The sequence below is a fragment of the Qipengyuania sp. JC766 genome, assembly GCF_040717445.1.
GTDB lineage: Bacteria > Pseudomonadota > Alphaproteobacteria > Sphingomonadales > Sphingomonadaceae > JC766.
The window spans coordinates 2,582,899-2,601,016 of record NZ_JBFEFL010000001.1 but is presented as its reverse complement, the minus strand read 5'-3'; the positions used below and the strand labels follow the sequence as shown (position 1 = coordinate 2,601,016).

Annotated in this window: 17 protein-coding genes; 10 read left to right on the top strand and 7 right to left on the bottom strand. The window is 65.9% G+C overall.

What is annotated here, in order from left to right:
• The first annotated feature begins 98 nt into the window (after window positions 1-98).
• Window positions 99-1,514 carry an MATE family efflux transporter gene (locus AB1K63_RS12525; protein WP_366960512.1) on the top strand — a complete coding sequence of 472 codons (1,416 nt, stop codon included), beginning with the start codon at window positions 99-101 and terminating at the stop codon, window positions 1,512-1,514.
• Here the strand turns inward: AB1K63_RS12525 and AB1K63_RS12520 are convergent.
• Window positions 1,495-2,328 carry a mechanosensitive ion channel domain-containing protein gene (locus AB1K63_RS12520; protein ID WP_366960511.1) on the bottom strand — a complete coding sequence of 278 codons (834 nt, stop codon included), beginning with the start codon at window positions 2,326-2,328 and terminating at the stop codon, window positions 1,495-1,497. The genes AB1K63_RS12525 and AB1K63_RS12520 overlap by 20 nt on opposite strands.
• A 219-nt stretch (window positions 2,329-2,547) precedes the next feature.
• Here AB1K63_RS12520 and groES point away from each other — a divergent pair, with 219 nt between their 5' ends.
• Both groES and groL read left to right on the top strand, forming a co-directional pair.
• Window positions 2,548-2,835, top strand: coding sequence for a co-chaperone GroES (gene groES / locus AB1K63_RS12515; protein WP_366960510.1), 288 nt, complete (start codon window positions 2,548-2,550; stop codon window positions 2,833-2,835).
• Between the two features lie 85 nt (window positions 2,836-2,920).
• Window positions 2,921-4,576: a chaperonin GroEL gene (gene groL, locus AB1K63_RS12510; protein ID WP_366960723.1), complete on the top strand. Its 1,656-nt coding sequence runs from the start codon at window positions 2,921-2,923 to the stop codon at window positions 4,574-4,576.
• A 92-nt stretch (window positions 4,577-4,668) separates the two neighbouring features.
• Here groL and AB1K63_RS12505 read toward each other — a convergent pair whose 3' ends face one another.
• The 3 genes from AB1K63_RS12505 to AB1K63_RS12495 are packed head-to-tail and all read right to left on the bottom strand — an operon-like array spanning window position 4,669 to window position 7,145.
• Window positions 4,669-5,394 (bottom strand): ABC transporter permease, encoded by a 726-nt coding sequence (locus AB1K63_RS12505; RefSeq protein WP_366960508.1) that lies wholly within the window; start codon window positions 5,392-5,394, stop codon window positions 4,669-4,671.
• Entirely contained in the window at window positions 5,391-6,338 is a 948-nt protein-coding gene (locus tag AB1K63_RS12500; protein ID WP_366960506.1) for an ATP-binding cassette domain-containing protein, read from the bottom strand. The genes AB1K63_RS12505 and AB1K63_RS12500 overlap by 4 nt, the downstream gene beginning before the upstream one ends.
• A gap of 3 nt (window positions 6,339-6,341) precedes the next feature.
• The gene (locus AB1K63_RS12495) at window positions 6,342-7,145 is read right to left on the bottom strand and encodes a sterol desaturase family protein (protein ID WP_366960505.1); all 804 of its coding nucleotides are present in this window, start codon (window positions 7,143-7,145) and stop codon (window positions 6,342-6,344) included.
• Window positions 7,146-7,200: 55 nt separating this feature from the next.
• On the opposite strand from AB1K63_RS12495, the gene AB1K63_RS12490 reads away from it, so the two are divergent.
• Together AB1K63_RS12490 and AB1K63_RS12485 are read left to right on the top strand one after the other, a co-directional pair.
• On the top strand, window positions 7,201-7,779 hold the full coding sequence (locus tag AB1K63_RS12490) for a TIGR04282 family arsenosugar biosynthesis glycosyltransferase (RefSeq protein ID WP_366960504.1): 579 nt from the start codon (window positions 7,201-7,203) through the stop codon (window positions 7,777-7,779).
• Window positions 7,776-8,507: a glycosyltransferase gene (locus tag AB1K63_RS12485; protein WP_366960503.1), complete on the top strand. Its 732-nt coding sequence runs from the start codon at window positions 7,776-7,778 to the stop codon at window positions 8,505-8,507. The genes AB1K63_RS12490 and AB1K63_RS12485 overlap by 4 nt, the downstream gene beginning before the upstream one ends.
• Here AB1K63_RS12485 and AB1K63_RS12480 read toward each other — a convergent pair whose 3' ends face one another.
• Complete coding sequence (locus tag AB1K63_RS12480; protein ID WP_366960502.1) at window positions 8,508-9,524, bottom strand: SDR family oxidoreductase; 1,017 nt, start codon at window positions 9,522-9,524, stop codon at window positions 8,508-8,510. It abuts the gene before it with no gap.
• Window positions 9,525-9,604: 80 nt separating this feature from the next.
• Between AB1K63_RS12480 and AB1K63_RS12475 the strand changes: the two genes are divergently transcribed.
• Entirely contained in the window at window positions 9,605-11,023 is a 1,419-nt protein-coding gene (locus AB1K63_RS12475; protein ID WP_366960501.1) for an FAD-dependent oxidoreductase, read from the top strand.
• Window positions 11,023-12,039 carry a radical SAM protein gene (locus AB1K63_RS12470; protein WP_366960500.1) on the top strand — a complete coding sequence of 339 codons (1,017 nt, stop codon included), beginning with the start codon at window positions 11,023-11,025 and terminating at the stop codon, window positions 12,037-12,039. Before AB1K63_RS12475 ends, AB1K63_RS12470 begins: the two co-directional genes overlap by 1 nt.
• On the opposite strand, the gene mtnP is transcribed toward AB1K63_RS12470, so the two are convergent.
• Entirely contained in the window at window positions 12,036-12,899 is an 864-nt protein-coding gene (mtnP, locus tag AB1K63_RS12465; protein WP_366960499.1) for an S-methyl-5'-thioadenosine phosphorylase, read from the bottom strand. The genes AB1K63_RS12470 and mtnP overlap by 4 nt on opposite strands.
• A 113-nt stretch (window positions 12,900-13,012) precedes the next feature.
• Here mtnP and AB1K63_RS12460 point away from each other — a divergent pair, with 113 nt between their 5' ends.
• Together AB1K63_RS12460 and AB1K63_RS12455 are read left to right on the top strand one after the other, a co-directional pair.
• Window positions 13,013-13,420 carry a host attachment protein gene (locus tag AB1K63_RS12460; protein ID WP_366960497.1) on the top strand — a complete coding sequence of 136 codons (408 nt, stop codon included), beginning with the start codon at window positions 13,013-13,015 and terminating at the stop codon, window positions 13,418-13,420.
• Between the two features lie 140 nt (window positions 13,421-13,560).
• The gene (locus AB1K63_RS12455) at window positions 13,561-14,622 is read left to right on the top strand and encodes a serine hydrolase (protein WP_366960496.1); all 1,062 of its coding nucleotides are present in this window, start codon (window positions 13,561-13,563) and stop codon (window positions 14,620-14,622) included.
• A gap of 99 nt (window positions 14,623-14,721) precedes the next feature.
• Here the strand turns inward: AB1K63_RS12455 and AB1K63_RS12450 are convergent, their stop codons facing one another.
• Complete coding sequence (locus AB1K63_RS12450; protein WP_366960495.1) at window positions 14,722-15,006, bottom strand: hypothetical protein; 285 nt, start codon at window positions 15,004-15,006, stop codon at window positions 14,722-14,724.
• A gap of 243 nt (window positions 15,007-15,249) precedes the next feature.
• On the opposite strand from AB1K63_RS12450, the gene polA reads away from it, so the two are divergent.
• Window positions 15,250-18,084 carry a DNA polymerase I gene (gene polA, locus AB1K63_RS12445; protein ID WP_366960494.1) on the top strand — a complete coding sequence of 945 codons (2,835 nt, stop codon included), beginning with the start codon at window positions 15,250-15,252 and terminating at the stop codon, window positions 18,082-18,084.
• The last annotated feature ends 34 nt before the right edge of the window (window positions 18,085-18,118 follow it).

Below are 18,118 nucleotides of genomic sequence, written 5' to 3'. Positions count from 1 at the left end.
CCATACACCCTTGTCCTACCCGCCCACAATGCGAATTCGCGGGATTGCCGTATCCCGCCTTCCCCCGTCATGGGGGCGCCGCTATCCGGGACGGCTTTATGTCCGATTCGCTTCCCCTCCAGGTCGATCCCGAAAAACCCTGGCGCACCGAGCTTGCCGCGACCCTGCGGCTGAGCTGGCCGCTCGCGCTCGCCAACCTGCTGCAGATGCTGACCTACGCGGTCGACGTGATCTTCATCGCGCGGCTGGGGGAAGACCAGCTGGCGGCATCCGCGCTGGCGGTCGCGCTTTTCGGCATGGTGCTGTGGGCGCTCAGCGGGCTGACGGGGGCGGTGGCGCCGGTCATTTCGGCGGAACTGGGCGAGCGAGCGCCCGCCTTGCGACCGGTGCGGCGCGGGATGCGCATGGCGCTGTGGCTGTCCATCGGCGCGGGGCTGCTGGGCATGGGTGCGTGCCTGCTGCTCGGCCCGCTGATGGTCGCCAGCGGGCAGGAGCCGCGCATCACCGCGCTCGCCAACGAATACAATCTGCTGATCATCTTCTCGCTGATCCCGATGCTGTTCAACAACGTCCTGCGCTGCTTCGTATCGGCGCTGGACCGGCCGATCTTCGCAACGCTGATCACCGCGGCGGGCATCGGCGTGAACGCGCTCGCCAATTACGCCTTCATCTTCGGCAATTTCGGCGCGCCGGAACTGGGCCTGCGCGGCGCGGCGATGGCGACGATCATCACGTCTTTCGTCACGCTGGCCGCTTACCTGCTGGCCATCCGGCTCGACCCGAAGCTGCACCGCTACCGCATCCTCGGCCGCTGGTGGGCACCGGACTGGCAGCGCCTGTGGCAGATCGTGCGGATCGGCACGCCCATCGCACTGACCATTACGGCAGAGGCGGGCATTTTCGGCGCCGCGGCGTTCCTGATGGGCAATATCGGCGCGGCGCAGCTGGCGGGGCACACCATCGCACTGCAGATCGCGGCGCTCGCCTTCCAGATCCCCTTCGGCATCGGCCAGGCGAGCACCATCCGCGTGGGCTATTTCTATGGCGCGCGCGACAGCGAGGGCATGGGCCGTGCCGGCTGGGTGGGCATCGCGCTGGGCACAGGTTTCATGGTGCTGACCGCCGGCGCGATGATCCTTGCGCCCAGGGCCCTGCTCTCGATCTATGTCGATCCCTATGCCGCCGCCAACGCGGCCCTCATCGGTTTCGCCCTGCAATACCTGGTCATCGCCGCCGCCTTCCAGCTTGCCGACGGGTTGCAGGCCGTCGCTGCGGGCGCACTGCGCGGGTTGCAGGACACGCGCATCCCGATGGTCATCGCGATCTTCGCCTACTGGGTGCCCGGCTTCGGCACGGCGGTCGCGCTCGGCTTCGGCACCCCGCTGGAAGGGACCGGCGTCTGGATCGGCCTCGCGACCGGGCTGCTGGTCGCGGCGATCCTGCTGGTCTGGCGCTGGCTGCGGCGCGATGCGCTGGGGCTGACGCAGCGCCCCGTCAGGCAGCCTTCATCGTGACTTCGCGCTGCGGGAACGGGATGTTGAGGCCGACCGCGTCGAACCGCGCCTTGGCCTTTTCGGTGAGGTCCCAGGACACCGCCATGTAATCGCCGGTCGCGCACCAGACGCGCAGGCCGATGCCTACGGAACTGTCGTCCAGCGAATTGACGAAGGCCTGCGGTGCGGGATCGTCCAGCACCCGCTCGTCGGCCTCGGCCAGCGCGAGCAGTTCCTTGCGCGCCTGCTCCATGCTGTCGTCGTAACCGATCCCCACGATCAGTTCGAAACGGCGGGTGGGGTGGCGATGCAGGTTGACGATCGGCTGGTTCCAGAGTTCGGAATTGGGCACCATCACGAACAATCCGTCGAACTGCTTCAGCTCTGTGGTGAACAGGCCGATCTGCTGGACCACGGCGGTGAATTCGTTGACCGAGATCGCCTCGCCCACCTTGAAGGGCTTCTGCACCAGGATCATCACGCCCGACGCCACATTGCTGAGCGTGCCCTGCAGCGCGAGGCCGACCGCCAGGGCAAGTCCTCCCAGCGCGGCCAGGATGCTGGTCGTCTCCACGCCGAACTGGGACAGCACCGTCACCAGCACCAGCGCCCACAGCGCGTATTTCACGAGGTTGGACAGGAAAGCGGCAATGGTCTGGTCGAAGCGCGGCGATTTCGTGAGAGTCCGCTCCACCCAGCGCGACACGAAGCTCGCGATCAGCAGGCCGATGACGAGCACGGCGAAGGCGCCCGCGATCTCGACCATGTTGACGCGCAGCCAGAGCCATATCTGCTCCGGCACGCTGAGGGCTGCGATATCGGTTTCCGCGATCATTCCTTAAGTCTCCGGCTGCTTTGTGGGGCTGCATGTGGCAAGCGGGGGCGCGATTGTCCAACGGACCGTCCGGCGCGCCGCCCGCCCCGTCCCGCAGCGCACGATTTTTTGCTTCGCGACGTGTTGACTCCCTGCCGCCGCGACACCAGATGCGCCGCGCTGGCACTCTGCATCAGGGAGTGCCAACAGAAACATCCACTCTAATGAAAGAGGTGCAATATGGCATTTCGTCCGTTGCATGACCGCGTTCTGGTCCGTCGCATCGAAGCCGAGGAAAAGACCGCCGGCGGCATCATCATCCCCGACAGCGCCAAGGAAAAGCCGAGCGAAGGCGAAGTCGTCGCCGTGGGCGACGGCGTCCGTGACGACGACGGCGACCGTGTCGCGCTCGACGTCAAGGCCGGCGACCGCGTGCTGTTCGGCAAGTGGGGCGGCACCGAAGTCACGATCGACGGCGAAGAGCTGCTGATCATGAAGGAAAGCGATATCATGGGGATCATTTCCTGATCCGCTTCTTCGCTTCAGGACACTGTCAACTGTGTCAACTTCATTCATCAACCTGATTTGAAATCTGAACCGAAAGGACAGCATGATGGCTGCCAAGGACGTAAAATTTAGCCGCGATGCCCGCGAAGGCATCCTCCGGGGCGTCGACACGCTCGCCAATGCCGTGAAGGTGACTCTCGGCCCGAAGGGTCGCAACGTCGTCATCGACAAGAGCTTCGGCGCGCCGCGCATCACCAAGGACGGTGTCACTGTCGCCAAGGAAATCGAACTGAAGGACAAGTTCGAGAACATGGGCGCGCAGATGATCAAGGAAGTCGCATCGAAGGCGAACGACGCCGCCGGTGACGGCACCACCACCGCGACCGTTCTGGCCCAGTCGATCGTGACCGAAGGCATGAAGTCGGTTGCGGCCGGCATGAACCCGATGGACCTGAAGCGCGGCATCGACCTCGCCGTCACCAAGGTCGTCGAAGACCTGAAGGCGCGTTCCAAAGACGTTTCCGGCTCCAGCGAGATCTCGCAGGTCGGCGTCATTTCCGCGAACGGCGACCGTGAAGTCGGCGAGAAGATCGCCGAAGCCATGGAAAAGGTCGGCAAGGAAGGCGTGATCACCGTCGACGAAAGCAAGGGCCTCGAATTCGAGCTCGAGACCGTCGAAGGCATGCAGTTCGACCGCGGCTATCTCAGCCCCTACTTCATCACCAACCCGGACAAGATGACGGTCGAACTCGAAAACCCGTACATCCTGATCCACGAGAAGAAGCTGTCGAACCTTCAGTCGATGCTGCCGGTGCTCGAAGCGGCCGTCCAGTCGGGCCGTCCGCTGCTGATCATCGCGGAAGACATCGAAGGCGAAGCGCTGGCGACCCTCGTGGTCAACAAGCTGCGCGGCGGCCTGAAGGTCGCGGCGGTCAAGGCTCCGGGCTTCGGCGATCGTCGCAAGGCGATGCTGCAGGACATCGCGATCCTGACCAAGGGCGAGATGATTTCCGAAGACCTCGGCATCAAGCTCGAGAACGTCACGCTCGGCATGCTGGGTGAAGCCAAGCGCGTCACCATCGACAAGGACAACACGACCATCGTCGACGGTGCCGGTGCCGAAGAGGACATCAAGGCCCGCGTCGGCGAAATCCGCACGCAGATCGACAACACCTCCAGCGACTACGACAAGGAAAAGCTGCAGGAACGTCTGGCGAAGCTCGCCGGCGGGGTTGCCGTGATCAAGGTCGGCGGTGCCACCGAAGTCGAGGTGAAGGAACGCAAGGACCGCGTCGACGACGCGCTGCACGCGACCCGCGCCGCGGTGGAAGAAGGCATCGTCCCGGGCGGCGGTACCGCGCTGCTCTACGCCACCAAGGCCCTCAGCGGTCTCGAAGGCGACAATGACGACCAGACCCGCGGTGTCGACATCGTGCGTCGTGCCCTGCAGGCTCCGGTCCGCCAGATCGCCTCGAACGCCGGCCATGACGGCGCGGTCGTCGCGGGCAAGCTGATGGACGGCAATGACGAGACCATGGGCTTCAACGCCGCGACCGACACGTACGAGAACCTGGTCTCGGCCGGTGTCATCGACCCGACCAAGGTCGTACGCACCGCGCTGCAGGACGCCGCTTCGGTGGCCGGTCTGCTGATCACGACCGAAGCCGCGATCGTCGAAAAGCCGGAAGACAAGAACTCCGGCGGCGGCGGCATGCCCGACATGGGCGGCATGGGCGGCGGCATGGGCGGCATGGGCTTCTAAGCCCGCCACCCGGTCACCCGACCGAACGAAAAGGCCCGGCAGGATCGCTCCTGCCGGGCCTTTTTTCGTGGCGACCGCTTAGCATCCTGCAATCATCGAAAGGTGTGCCGCTGGAAGTCGAGGACCATCGCCACGGCAGCGACGATGCCTGCCACCAGCCCGGTGGTGATGAACCATCGGGGCGAATCCGCCACGCCCGCTTTCAGCGCGAGAACCCACGGAAACCAGTCCGCCTGCTCGGTCCCCGCGATCAGCACGGCGAGACCGACCAGCGTTCCGCCGATGCCCATCGCGAGCGGCACGGTGAAATTGTTCCAGCGCAGCGCCGCCCACAGCTGAAGCACGAGGATCGCGAAACTCCCACCGGTCATGGCGAGGACGAAGTCGAGAGCCGGCCGCAGAGGGGTGTCGCCGGTCGGGACGCGGTCGAAGGCATATCCGGCGGCCAGCGCGCTGACGATCGCGCCCAGGATGCACATCGCGATCATCGCCACGTGCAGCACGACCAGGATCATCAGCTTGGTCACGAACACCTGCCACCGGGGGACCGGCTGGACGAGCACGAACGCCCAGCCGTTGGTCCGGTATTCCACCTGCCCCATCAGCGTCGCCAGCGTCGCGAGCAGCATAGCGTTGAGGAACATGGCCCAGAGCGGCATCGTCAGCTGCCCGATCAGTTGCGCCCAGCTCGGCGCCCCCTCGTTCGTGGCCACGGCGAGGAAGATGAGCAGGCCCGGCAGCAGTGGCGGCACGAGCACGAGCAGCAGGATCAGCGAACCGCGCAGCTTCGCGATTTCGGACCTCAGCAGAGCGATCATTCGCCGTCCCCTTCCCCGGTCCCGACCGGCCCGATCATGTCGCGGTACAGATCCTCGAGCCCGCGTCTGTCTTCCTTCAGCAGCGAAACCGGAAAGCCCTCCCGGACCAGCAGCGTGTTGATACCGGCCGCATCGGCGGATGCCGGCCGGGCGCCGTCCTTCGCGAGCCGGACGAGCAGGTGCGCCGTACCCGGTTCGATTTCGGCGGCGATGCCATTCGAGGCGAGCAGCGATACAGCGTCTTCGGGACGCTCCACCCCGATCCGGAGCACGGCATGGTCCGCCGCGAAGTCGGCCAACGGGCCCTGGTGCAGCAACTCGCCCTTGCGCAGCAGGGCAATATCCGTGGCGATGGCCTCCACCTCGCCCAGCAGGTGGCTGGACAGGAACACGGTTGCGCCCAGCCGGGACGGCAAGTCGCGGATCAGTTCGCGCATGGCCATGATGCCATCCGGGTCGAGCCCGTTCGTCGGCTCGTCCAGCAGGAGCAGCTTCGGCCGGCCAAGCAGCGCGCGGGCGAGCGCCATGCGCTGCTTCATGCCGAGCGAATAGGACCGCACGCGTCGGTCCGCAGCATGGCGCATGGACACCATGTCGAGCGCCGGCTCGATCTCGGACGGGTCGAGTCCGCGCAGCCTGCAGGCGATGGCGAGATTGGCGCGGCCCGAAAGTTGTTCGTAAAGGCCGTGCGTCTCGATAAAGGCGCCGATCTGCCCCAGAAGCGCGATGCGGTTCTTCGGAAAGTCGCTGCCCAACAGGCGGACGTCCCCCGCGTCGGGCCGCAGCAGGCCCAGCAGCAGGCGCATGGCGGTCGTCTTTCCCGCCCCGTTGGGACCGAGGAAGCCGAAGATCGACCCTTCCGGCACGCGCAGGTCCAGATCGCGCACCACCGGTTTCCCGCCGAGCCGCTTCGTCAGGCCCCGTGTCTCGATCGCAAGGTTCATGGGTTATCCTGTCCTGTCGGCGTTCGTGTCTGCCGGCGTGCGCCGGAACGGCGCGGTGAGCGAACGGGCGATCGGCAGGTCCGCCTCGTCCCGCTCGTCCACCCCGATCGCGATCGCGCGCGGTGCGGGCCGGTCGCGGTAGGTGCCGTGCAGCCGGTCCCAGACGCTGATGCCGCTCGTGTAATTGCTGTCCCGCTCCTGCCGGACCTTCGAATGGTGGATGCCGTGCATTTCCGGCGTGGTGAGGACGGTCCGCAATGCACGGTCCCAGCCCTTGGGCAAGCGCAGGTTCGCATGATGGAACAGGATCGATGCGTTGAAGAACCGGCGCCACCAGCGCAGCGATTTCGGGCTGGCCCCGGCGAGCCTGATCTGCACGATCCGCCACGGCAGGCTCACCAGCATGTCGAGGAAATGGAAGCGCACGGCGGTACTCGCATCCATGTCCGGATCGATATGGTGTACCCGGTGGAAGCGCCACAGGAACGGCACGCGGTGCGTCGCGACGTGCCACCAGTAGAAACCGTAATCCATCGCCAGCCCTGCGCCGATCAGTCGCAGTGGGCGCGGAAGGGCCTGCGCGAAACCGCGCCTGCGCCGAAGGTTGTCGCGCGCGATGCGCTGCCCGATCGGGACCTCGACGACCGCGACCACGGCAGCGCAGCTTGCGCCCATGGCGAAATTGCGAAGGTTGCGGGGCAGGTCGGAATGATGCTGCCGCCTGAGGGGGCGCCTGCGTTCGGCCACCAGCAGGCCGACCAGCGCTGCCGCCCCCGCGATCGTGAATAGCGTCCTGCCGAGCCCCATCAGGTCCCCTCATGCCCTATGGTCCCGCCAAGGCCAAGCGGTTAGGGCAGGCGCGATGGCCGATCCGCTGATCTCCATATTCTGCCGCTGGCCCGAGCCGGGCAAGGCGAAGACCCGCCTGATCCCGGGTTTCGGTGCAGAAGGCGCCGCCGCGATCTACACCAAACTGCTGGCGCATACGGTGGAAGTGGCCCGCGCCAGCGAAATCCCGTTCGAACTGCGCGTGACCGGCGCGCCGCCGGAGCAATTCCGCAAGGGGCTCGGCGACGACCTGGCAGTCGTGGACCAGGGCGACGGAGACCTGACCGCGAAACTCGGCCGGGTACCCGCGCCCGCCATCCTGATCGGCAGTGACTGCCCCGGCCTTAGCCCGGCCGTCCTGCGCGCGGCGCGCGACACGCTGGAGACCGATCCGATGGTCATCGGTCCGGCCAGCGACGGCGGATACTATCTGCTGGGATACCGCGAACCATCGGACTTCGCCTTCGCCGGAATGGAATGGAGCACCAGCACGGTCTTCGCCGAAACGCTGCGGCGCTTTGCGGAGCGCGGCATCAGGCCCGCCGTCCTGCCCGAGCTGGCGGACATCGATACGGCGGCCGACCTCGAACACTGGCCTGAGTTCCTGCCGTGAGCGATCCGGGTGTCGCGCTGGTCATACCGGTACTGGACGAGGAAAAGGCGTTGCCCGACCTCGTCCGCGCGATCCGGGCACTGGATCCGCTACCGGCCGAAGTGGTCGTCGTGGACGGGGGCAGCAAAGATCGAACCTGCGCGCTGGCGAAGGATGCGGGCTGGCGCCTGCTGGAACGCGAGGCGGGCCGTGCGGGACAGATCAACGCAGGCGTCGAGGCGACCCGGGCGCCCCTCGTCTGCGTCCTGCACGCCGACTCGATCCCGCCGGTCGACATGGTGGGCGTCATCCGCCGGACCCTCTCCGACGAGCGGATCGCCCTCGCCAGCTTCACGCCGCTGATCCGCGGGCCGGAAAAAACCCGCTGGGTGACGAGCGCGCACAATTATCTCAAGACCTGGTACGCGCCCCTCATCACAAGGCCGCACCTCTTCTTCCGCGGCGTCCGCCTGCTGTTCGGGGACCATGCCATGTTCTTCCGCCGCGCCCAGTTCCTGGAAATCGGCGGCTGCACGCCGGGCGACGCGGTCATGGAAGAAGCCGACTTGTGCGTGAAGTTCGCGCGCCTGGGCAAGATCCGGATGGTCCCGCGCCGGATCGTCACGTCGGACCGCCGCATCGCGGCATGGGGTCCGTTGCGGGCGAACTGGATCTACTTCAAGGTCGGCATCCTGTGGGCGGTGGGCGCCCGCTCACGCATGGAAAAGCACTACCCCCACGTGCGCTGATCATCCGTCCGGAAGGAAGCGGACCGCGATGCAGTGATCGATCAGCCGGCGGATATAGGCTTCCCCGGTTGCCGGGCACGCCATCCCGGTCAGATCCCGGAACCGGCGATCGTCGAAGCGCGGATCGCGCTGGAAATAGCTGGCGTAGAGACCTGCCACTCGGCGGAACAGCCGTCGTTCCATCGCCGGCAGGCCGGACGGATCGAACGCGTACGGCGGGACCAGTTCGGGCTCGTGGAACTGCGGGTAGGCGCCGATTGCGGCTGTGAAGCGATCGACCGGGAGAGGCTGGCAACTCGCGAGATGGAACGTGCCGCCCCGGGCCCGCGCCATCCGGTCGGCGATGGCCACGATGCCGCCAGCCACGTGGTCGATCGGGACGAAATCCAGCGTCGCCCCCGCCCGCGCCGGCATGTGCCGTACGCGCCCTTCCGCGATCAACTTGAACGCGGCATAGGTCGTGTCGAATTGCCGGATCTCGCCGCTATCGGAAGCCCCGACAACGATGCTGGGACGTGCGATCGCCCAGCGAACGTCGCTTGCGCGGACCAGCCGTTCGCCGGCCGCCTTGCTCGCTTCGTAACCGTTGGCGAAGCCGCTTTCCGGGAGTGGATCGTCCTCGCGAACAAGGCCATCCCGAGCGCCGCAGACATAGGCGGTACCAACGTGGAGAAAATCCATGTCGCCCTCGCGAGCGAGTTCCAGCGCGTGAGCAGTTCCGCCCACATTGGTCGTGAGGTAGTCCTCTTCCGGCAGATCGAACCGCACCGTGGCCGCGCAATGGATCAGGAGGTCGTGGTCGGATGCCACTGTCCGGAATTCCTCTTCGGACCAGCCGAACCGTGCCTGCCGCACGTCTCCCGCGACACTCCCTGCCACCGGAACCGGCGTGCCGTCATTGGCGAGAATGTCCGGATTGCGATGGACCATTGCCGTGACCTGGTGCCCGTCTGCGACCAGGCGGGCGCAGACTTCTCCGCCGACGAGGCCGGCGGCTCCGGTGACGAGGATCTGCATCAGAACGGGCGCAGGTATTCGACCGCGAGGCCAGAGATTGCTTCCATGCCCCGTCCCTATCGGGTTAAGGCGGACGGACAATGAAATTCACCCATGACGTGATCGTGATCGGCGGCGGGGCCGCAGGGCTAACCGCGGCGGGCGGCTGCGCGCTGTTCGGCCTCAAGGTCGCCCTGATCGAGGCGAATGCCATGGGCGGGGAGTGCCTCAACAATGGCTGCGTGCCGTCCAAGGCGCTGATCACTGCGGCGCGCCGGGCGCAGCAGGGTCGCGAAGGTACGCGCTTCGGCGTGGGGCTGGCGGAGCCCCGGATCGACTACCCCGCCGTCCATCGCCACATCCACGACGCGATCGCGCAGATCGCCCCGCACGATTCCGAAGAGCGGTTCGAGGAAATGGGCTGCGAGGTCCTGCGTGCTCGTGCGACCCTGAAGGACCGGCAGAGCGTGGAGGTCGGCGGCGAAATCCTGCGCGCACCCCGGATCGTGCTGGCCACCGGTTCCGAACCAATGGTGCCGCCCATCCCCGGGATTGGCGGCGTGCCATACCTCACCAACGAGAACCTGTTCGAACTGACCGAACTGCCTGGCGAACTGGTCGTGCTGGGCGGCGGTGTCGTCGGCATGGAGATGGCGCAAAGCTTCTGCCGCCTCGGCAGCAAGGTCACCGTGATCGAGCCCGGCCGCCCGATGGGACGCGACGATCCGGAATCGGTCGATGTCGTGGTCGATACGATGAAGGCAGAAGGCGTCGTCTTCGTGAAGGACACCGCCGTCCGGGTCGCCGGATCGGCCGGTTCGGTGTCGGTCGAACTCGAAGGCGGCGACCGGGTCACCGGCACCCATCTGCTCGTCGCGACCGGGCGCAAGGCCCGGGTGGACGGTTTCGGGGCGAAGGAGATCGGGATCGAGACCGGCAGCAACGGCTTCGTGGTCGACAAGCGCCGGCGGACCTCTGTCAGCAATATCTACGCCATCGGGGATTGCCGCGAGGGGCCGCGCCTCACGCATGTCTCAGGCTACGAAGGTTCCAACGTGGCGCTCGAGATCACGACCGGCCTGCCGACCAAGGTCGACTTCAAGGCGCTGCCCTGGTGCACCTACACCGAGCCCGAAGTCGCACAGATCGGCATGACGGAGGCCGAGGCGCGCGAAGCCTATGGCGAGAAACTCAAGGTCGTGCGCGAAGGGTTCGACCACAACGAGCGAGCCATTGCCGAGGGCCAGACCAGAGGCCATTTGAAGGTCATGCTCAAGGGGAAAAAGGTCGTCGGAGCGAGCATCTGTGGCAAGAATGCAGGGGAGCTCATCCTGCCCTTCAGCCAGTTGATCACCGGCAAGGCGAGCAGCTTTGCCATTGGCAGCGCGATCGTCGCCTATCCCACGCGTTCGGAAATCACCAAGGCCACGGCTTTCAGCGCATGGGAGCCGACCGTGTTCGGCAAGATACCCAAGCGCTGGGTCGCCTTCGTCGCCGGCCTGCGCAGGACATTCGCCTGATGGCCGACGCCCCCGCCCGAGAGGATAAGCCGCGGACGCGCGGGGCAGGACGCAATGCGCCACAAGGCCCCTCGCCCTTCCGCGTCGATGCCGCTGCGCTCCCGGCCGAGAAGTTCTCCGATCCCGTTCTGACCGCGAAAGGCGAACGCCGGGCCACGGTCGGCCTCAAGCAGCTGGAAACGCTCTGGTTCAACACCGGCACTCTGTGCAATCTCGCCTGTGCCACCTGCTATATCGAGAGCAGCCCGACCAACGACGCGCTGATCTATATCAAAGCTCGCGACGTCGCCCGCTTTCTCGACGAGGCGCAGGGCACCGGCACGCGGGAAATCGGCTTCACCGGCGGCGAACCGTTCATGAACCCGGACTTCCTAGCGATACTGGATGATGCGCTGGACCGAGGGTTCGAGGCACTGGTGCTGAGCAATGCGATGAAACCGATGCGGCGACACGAGGAAGCGCTGCTCGACCTCAAGCGGCGATATGGCGACCGGCTGACCATCCGCGTCAGCCTCGACCACCACACGCGTGCGGGTCACGAGGGCGAGCGCGGATCGAGGAGTTGGGAGCCGGCCATCGCGGGTCTGAAGTGGCTGTCGGACAACGGCTTCGACATCGCGGTTGCCGGACGCCTTCTGCCCGGTGAAGGTATGGTCGAAGCGCGAGCCGGCTACGCCGACCTGTTCGCGGAGCAGAACATCCGGATCGACGCGCAGGACCCGATGCGGCTCGTCCTGTTCCCGGAAATGGACGAGACCAGAGATGTCGCCGAGATCACCACCGATTGCTGGGACATCCTCGGCAAGTCGCCGGACGACATCATGTGCGCCACCAGCCGGATGGTCGTGCACCGGAAGGGCGAACCGGCACCGCGCGTCGCGGCCTGCACGCTCATTCCCCACGACGAGGGCTTCGACATGGGCGCGACGCTGGCCGAAGCGTCGGGCGAGGTCTCGCTCAACCACCCCCACTGCGCGCGCTTCTGCGTGCTGGGCGGGGCGAGTTGCTCGGCCTAGAGGACGCGCCCGGCGACCGCGTCCAGCTTTGCCAGCATGGCGGGATCGCGCGCGTCCTCCGCCGTGATCAGCGCATGATCCAGGACCGTGTCGAGCGGCGAAGCGGCTCGCTCCGCCGGTAGCGCCGCGACGAGTTCCGAAATCGCCCGCCGGGCTATCTCTCCGTTTGCCTGCATCTGCGCGATGACCTGGCTGACTTCCACGAAGGCTTCTTCCTCGCGCCAGCAATCGTAATCGGTCACCATGCCGATCAGCGCATATGGCATCTCCGCCTCGCGGCACAGTTTCGCTTCCGGCATGGCGGTCATGCCGATGATGTCCGCGCCCCACTGGCGATAAAGGTGGCTTTCCGCGCGGGTCGAGAACTGCGGGCCTTCCATGGCGAGATAGGTTCCGCCATGCGCGACGTCGCCTCCGGCCCGCTCCACCGCCGCGGCTGCGAAGGCGGACAGGCGTTCGCACACCGGCTCCGCCATGCTGACATGGGCGACCATGCCCGTGCCGAAAAAGCTGGATGCGCGCCCCTTCGTGCGGTCGATGAACTGGTCGGCGACGCAGAACCGGCCCGGCAGCAGTTCCTCCCGCAGCGAACCGACCGAGCTGATACTGAGGATGTCGGTGCACCCGGCCCGCTTCAGCGCGTCGACATTGGCGCGCGCGTTCACCTCGCCCGGCGGGATGCGATGCCCGCGTCCGTGGCGCGGCAGGAAGCGCAGTTTCACGTCCCCGATCCTGCCGCACAGGATCTCGTCCGACGCCTCGCCGAAGGGCGAAGCGACCCTGATCCATTGCGCGTCTTCCAGCGTGTCGATCTGGTAGAGGCCGCTGCCGCCGATGATGCCGAGTGTCCAGGTGCTCATGCCGACCTGCCTAGCCGTTTCGCTCCGCCGATCAATTGCGCGATGATGCGGCCGGGCCGCAACGAATGCGCCGCTCGAACGTAGAATCTCCGACAGAACAACAGGAGACCTGCATGAAACTGCCGCAACGCGCCCTCGTCGCCATTGTCGACGGCGAACAGTTCAAGACGATGCGTAACGAAGGCCAGCTGTTCGAGCCGAAGCTGGCCAATGCCGAAAGCCACGACCTGACCGCCACGAACTTCAGCGCCGGCGTGAAGCACCAGGACGATGCCGGGCAGCGTACCGGCGCAACCGATCTCAATGAACTGGCGCACGGGGCAGCTGCCGCCGAATGGCTGAACCAGCAAGCGATCGCCGGATCGTTCGACGATGTGCTGATCATCGCCGACCCCAAGACGCTGGGCGAGATGCGGCGCCACTATCACTCAGAGCTTGAGAAGCGGCTCGCCGGGGAGATTGCCAAGACGATGACCGGCGAACCGACCGACCGGATCGAGAAGGCGATCAGCGACGCGTGACCTCACACTCGTGCGAAAAGGGACGCGAACCGGCTTCCGTCGCGTTCGCGCCTCTTTTCGTCGCGACACGGCTTGAAGGAGGGAATCCCGGCCCGTTAACCCCCTGAAAAGGATAATTGGGGTACGCAACGGGAATGATCATGGGACGCAAAATCTTCGCGACGCTGAGTGCCTTTGCGGCATTCGGCGCTTTTGGCGTGGCTTCCGCACCGGCCACGGCGCAGGACAGCTTCGCCGATTTCGAGGCCGCTTTCGATAGCGAGCTCGGCACCAAGGTCCGCGAACCGCTCACTTACGAAGCGGTATACGACACTGGATTCGAGAAGCGCATTGCGCAGCTCGCCGACGGCGCCGACGGACGGATCGGCGTGGCCGCGATCGACCTGACCACCGGGCGCGAGATTTCCATCCTCGGCGACATGCGCTTCCCGATGGCCAGCACCAGCAAGATCGCCATCGCCGCGACGTTCATGGAGGGGGTCGATAATGGGCGCTGGTCGCTCAACAGTGAATTTCCGCTCCTGATCCCGCAACGCTCGGCCCGGTTTTCCGGCTCGAAGGCGCCCGTGTCCAAGGGCAAGTATCTCCCGGCGCGCACCCTCCTCAACCTGATGATCACGCGCAGCAGCAACACGGCAACGGATGCGTTGCTGGATGTCGTGGGCGGCCCCAAGGCGGTCAATCGCTGGATGCGCGAAAAGGCAGGTATCCAGGATTTCGAACTGAGCCGCGACATTGCCACGCTGGTGCGCGACGACGGTGAATTCGATCCGGTGACCTATGTCGACAAGCGCGACAGCGCCAGCCCGCGGGCGATGGCCCAACTGCTTGCCGGGCTTCACCGGGGCGACTGGCTTTCGCGATCCAGTTCGCGCTTCATCGTCGATACCATGCAGGGCACCCGGACGGGATCGCGCCGCATGACCTCCGTCCTCCCGGACAGCGCGCGGCTTGCGCACAAGACCGGCACGCTCAACCGCACGGCCAGCGACATCGGTATCTTCTACACGCCCGACGGGCGCCCCATCGCGGCGGCGATCTACGTGACCGGCCAAAGCGCCTCGATGAGCGACGAGGCCCGCAACAAGAGCGCCGCGCGCCTACGCCGCGACCAGCGCATCGCCTCCATCACGCAGGCTCTCTACGAAGGATATTCGGTGACCGGCCGCAATTACGCGCGCGCCGACTACAGCCCGGAATAGTCTTTCGGGTTGACGCGGTCTTTCGCGCGCATACCGGACGAAAGAAGGGCGGCTCGATCGAGCCGCCCTTCTTTTTTTGAAGCGTTGACCGCCAGAAGCTTACTGAGCTTCGGTTTCGGTCGTCGTTTCGGCGTCCATGGTGGCGTCCATTTCGGCTTCCGCGTCGGCAGCAGCTTCGTCGGCTTCGGCCATCGCGCCTTCGGCGGTTTCGCCGGCGTCGTCCATGGCGCCTTCGACGGCCGCACCAGCGGCTTCGGCGTTGGCTTCGGTGTCGGCGGCGGCGCCTTCGACGGTTTCTTCAGCGGCGTCCTGGGTGCCTTCCGAGCAAGCGGCGAGCGAGAGAGCGGCGCCAGCGGCGACGGCAGCAATAACGAACTTACGCATAGGATGAATTCCTTACATTGCGAGTTTGGGGCACGTTGGCCTCGAGGCCTCGGTGAGAAACCGACCCTCCCGGACCGACTTCATGCCTGCCAGATAATGGCGAAAATGTGACCGCGCAAGCGATTTTGCCACATTCTGCCTTATTCTCGCCATTTTTTCGACAAAGTGTCGCGATTGCGCGGTTTTTTGCCGCCAGATTCTTTCCCGGCTGACCATCCTGCAAAGCGCTGCTACCGCGAAATCATGGCAGACAGGAATCACCTCTACCTCGTCGACGGCTCGGCCTATATCTTCCGCGCCTATCACCGTCTCCCGCCGCTCACCAATCCGGAAGGGACGCCGGTCGGCGCGGTTTACGGTTACACCACCATGCTGTGGAAGCTGGCGGACGATCTCGACAAGGCGGACGGCCCGACGCACCTCGCCGTCATTCTCGACAAGGACAGCCGCAGTTTCCGCAACGACATCTATGCCGAATACAAGACCAACCGGCCCGAACCGCCCGAGGACCTTCGCCCCCAGTTTCCGCTGATCCGCGATGCCACCCGCGCCTTCAGTCTCGCCTGCATCGAGGAAGAAGGGCTGGAAGCCGACGATCTCATCGCGAGCTATGCGCGCGCCGCCCAGAAGGAAGGCTGGGACGTGACCATCGTGTCCTCCGACAAGGACCTGATGCAGATCGTGGGCGAGGTGGACGGCGCGACCATCGACATGCTCGACACCATGAAGAGCGTGCGCATCGGCCCGGAAGAGGTGGAGGAGAAATTCGGGGTTCCGCCCGAACTCGTCGGCGATGTGCTGGCCCTGATGGGCGACACGGTCGACAACGTGCCCGGCATCTACGGCATCGGTCCCAAGACGGCCAGCAAGCTGATTGCCGAACATGGCAGCCTTGCCGGCGCGCTCGATGCGGCGCCCGACATGAAGAAATCCAAGCTGAAGGAGCGGCTGCTGGACGGGCGCGCGGATGCCGAACTCTCGCGCGTCCTCGTTACCCTGAAGGAAGATTGCGACCTTCCGCAGCCGCTGGAGGATTTCGCGCTGAAGACGGTCCCGAAGGAGCCGCTGGCGCAATTCCTCGAGAAGCACGGCTTCGCCAGCCTGCTGCGCCGGCTCGATGCCGGCAGCGGCAGCCCCGACCGCCCCAATCGGCTCAATCCCGCCAAGGCCGAGAACAAGAGCGCCGACGCCGCGCCCGAAGGTAGCCGCCAGCCGGTTCCCGAAATGGCCGCCATCGACCGCGATGCCTACCAGTGCGTCCAGACGATGGAGTCCTTGCGCGAATGGATTGATCGCGCCTTTGCCGCGCGCCTCGTCGCAGTGGACACCGAAACCAGCAGTCTCGATGCCATCAGTGCCGATCTCGTCGGCGTCAGCCTCGCCCTCGGGCCGAACGATGCCTGCTACATCCCGTTCGCCCACGGCGGCAGCGACATGTTCGACGACCGGCCCCGGCAGGTCGACCGGGCGGAGGCGCTGACGCTGCTGAAGCCGCTGTTGGAAAGCGACGCGGTGCTCAAGGTCTTCCAGAACGGCAAGTACGACCTCAACGTCCTCGCCCGCCACGGCATCGCGGTCGGCCCGATCGACGATACCATGATCGTCAGCTTCGCGCTCGACGCCGGCCGTAGCGAAACGGGCATCGGCGGCGGACACGGCATGGACGAATTGTGCGAGCGCCACCTCGCCCACGCGCCGATCAAGTTCAAGGACGTGTGCGGCAGCGGCAAGAAGCAGATTCCGTTCGGCCAGGTTCCGCTCGACAAGGCGACGCAGTACGCGGCCGAGGATGCGGACGTGACCTGGCGCCTCCACCGGATGCTGAAGCCGCGCCTCGCCATCGAAGGCGGCACCAGCGTCTACGAGCGGGTCGACCGGCCGATCATCCCGGTGGTCGCTCAGATGGAGCGGCACGGCATCAAGGTGGACAAGGCGCGCCTCGCGAAGCTGTCCGAGGAATTTGCCGCGCAGACGGCCACGCTGGAAACCGAGATCCACTCCATCGCGGGGCAGGAATTCTCGGTCGGCAGCCCTAAGCAGCTGGGCGAGATCCTGTTCGACAAGATGGCATACAAGGGCGGCCGCAAGGGCAAGAGCGGCCAGTATTCGACCGATCAGAGCATCCTCGAAAAACTGGACGCGCAAGGCGCGGAAATCGCCAGCAAGGTACTCGAATGGCGCCAGCTGACCAAGCTGCGCACGACCTATACCGACGCGCTGCAGGCCGCCATCAATCCGGACACCGGACGGGTGCACACGAGTTACAGCCTGGTGGGCGCCCAGACCGGCCGCCTGTCCAGCACCGATCCCAACCTGCAGAACATCCCGATCCGCACGGAGATCGGCCGTCAGATCCGCGAATGCTTCGTGGCGGAAGATGGCAACGTGCTGCTCGCGGCGGACTACAGCCAGATCGAACTGCGACTGGCCGCGCACATGGCGGACGTGCCCCAGTTGAAGGAAGCGTTCTCCAAGGAGGAGGACATCCACAACCGCACCGCGCAGGAAATGTACGGCGAAGTGACCCGCGATACGCGCGCGCAGGCCAAGACCATCAATTTCGCCATCCTCTACGGGATCAGCCGCTGGGGCCTCGCCGGGCGGCTGGGGATCGAGGCGGACGAGGCGCAGGACATCATCGACCGATACTTCCAGCGCTTCCCGGGTATCCAGCGCTACATCGTCCGCACGCTCGAGACGGTACGCGAGAAGGGGTATTCCGAAACCCTGTTCGGCCGGAAGACGTGGTTCCCGCGGATCAATTCGAAGAACCAGGGCGAACGGCAGGGCAGCGAGCGCGCAGCGATCAATGCGCCCATCCAGGGCACCAGCGCGGACATCATCAAACGCGCCATGGCGCGGATGAATCCGGCACTGGCGGACGCCGGCCTGACGGATGTGCGCATGCTGCTGCAGGTCCACGACGAACTGGTTTTCGAACTGCCCGAGGGACTGGTGGCGGACGCAACGCCCGTCATCGAGCGGGTGATGGCGGAGGCAGCGCTTCCCGCTGTCGAACTGGACGTGCCGCTCGGCATCGAGACAGGATCGGGCAGGAGTTGGGGCGAAGCGCACTGATCCGCCTTCCTGCAGGGCTTGCGGCGCCGCCACG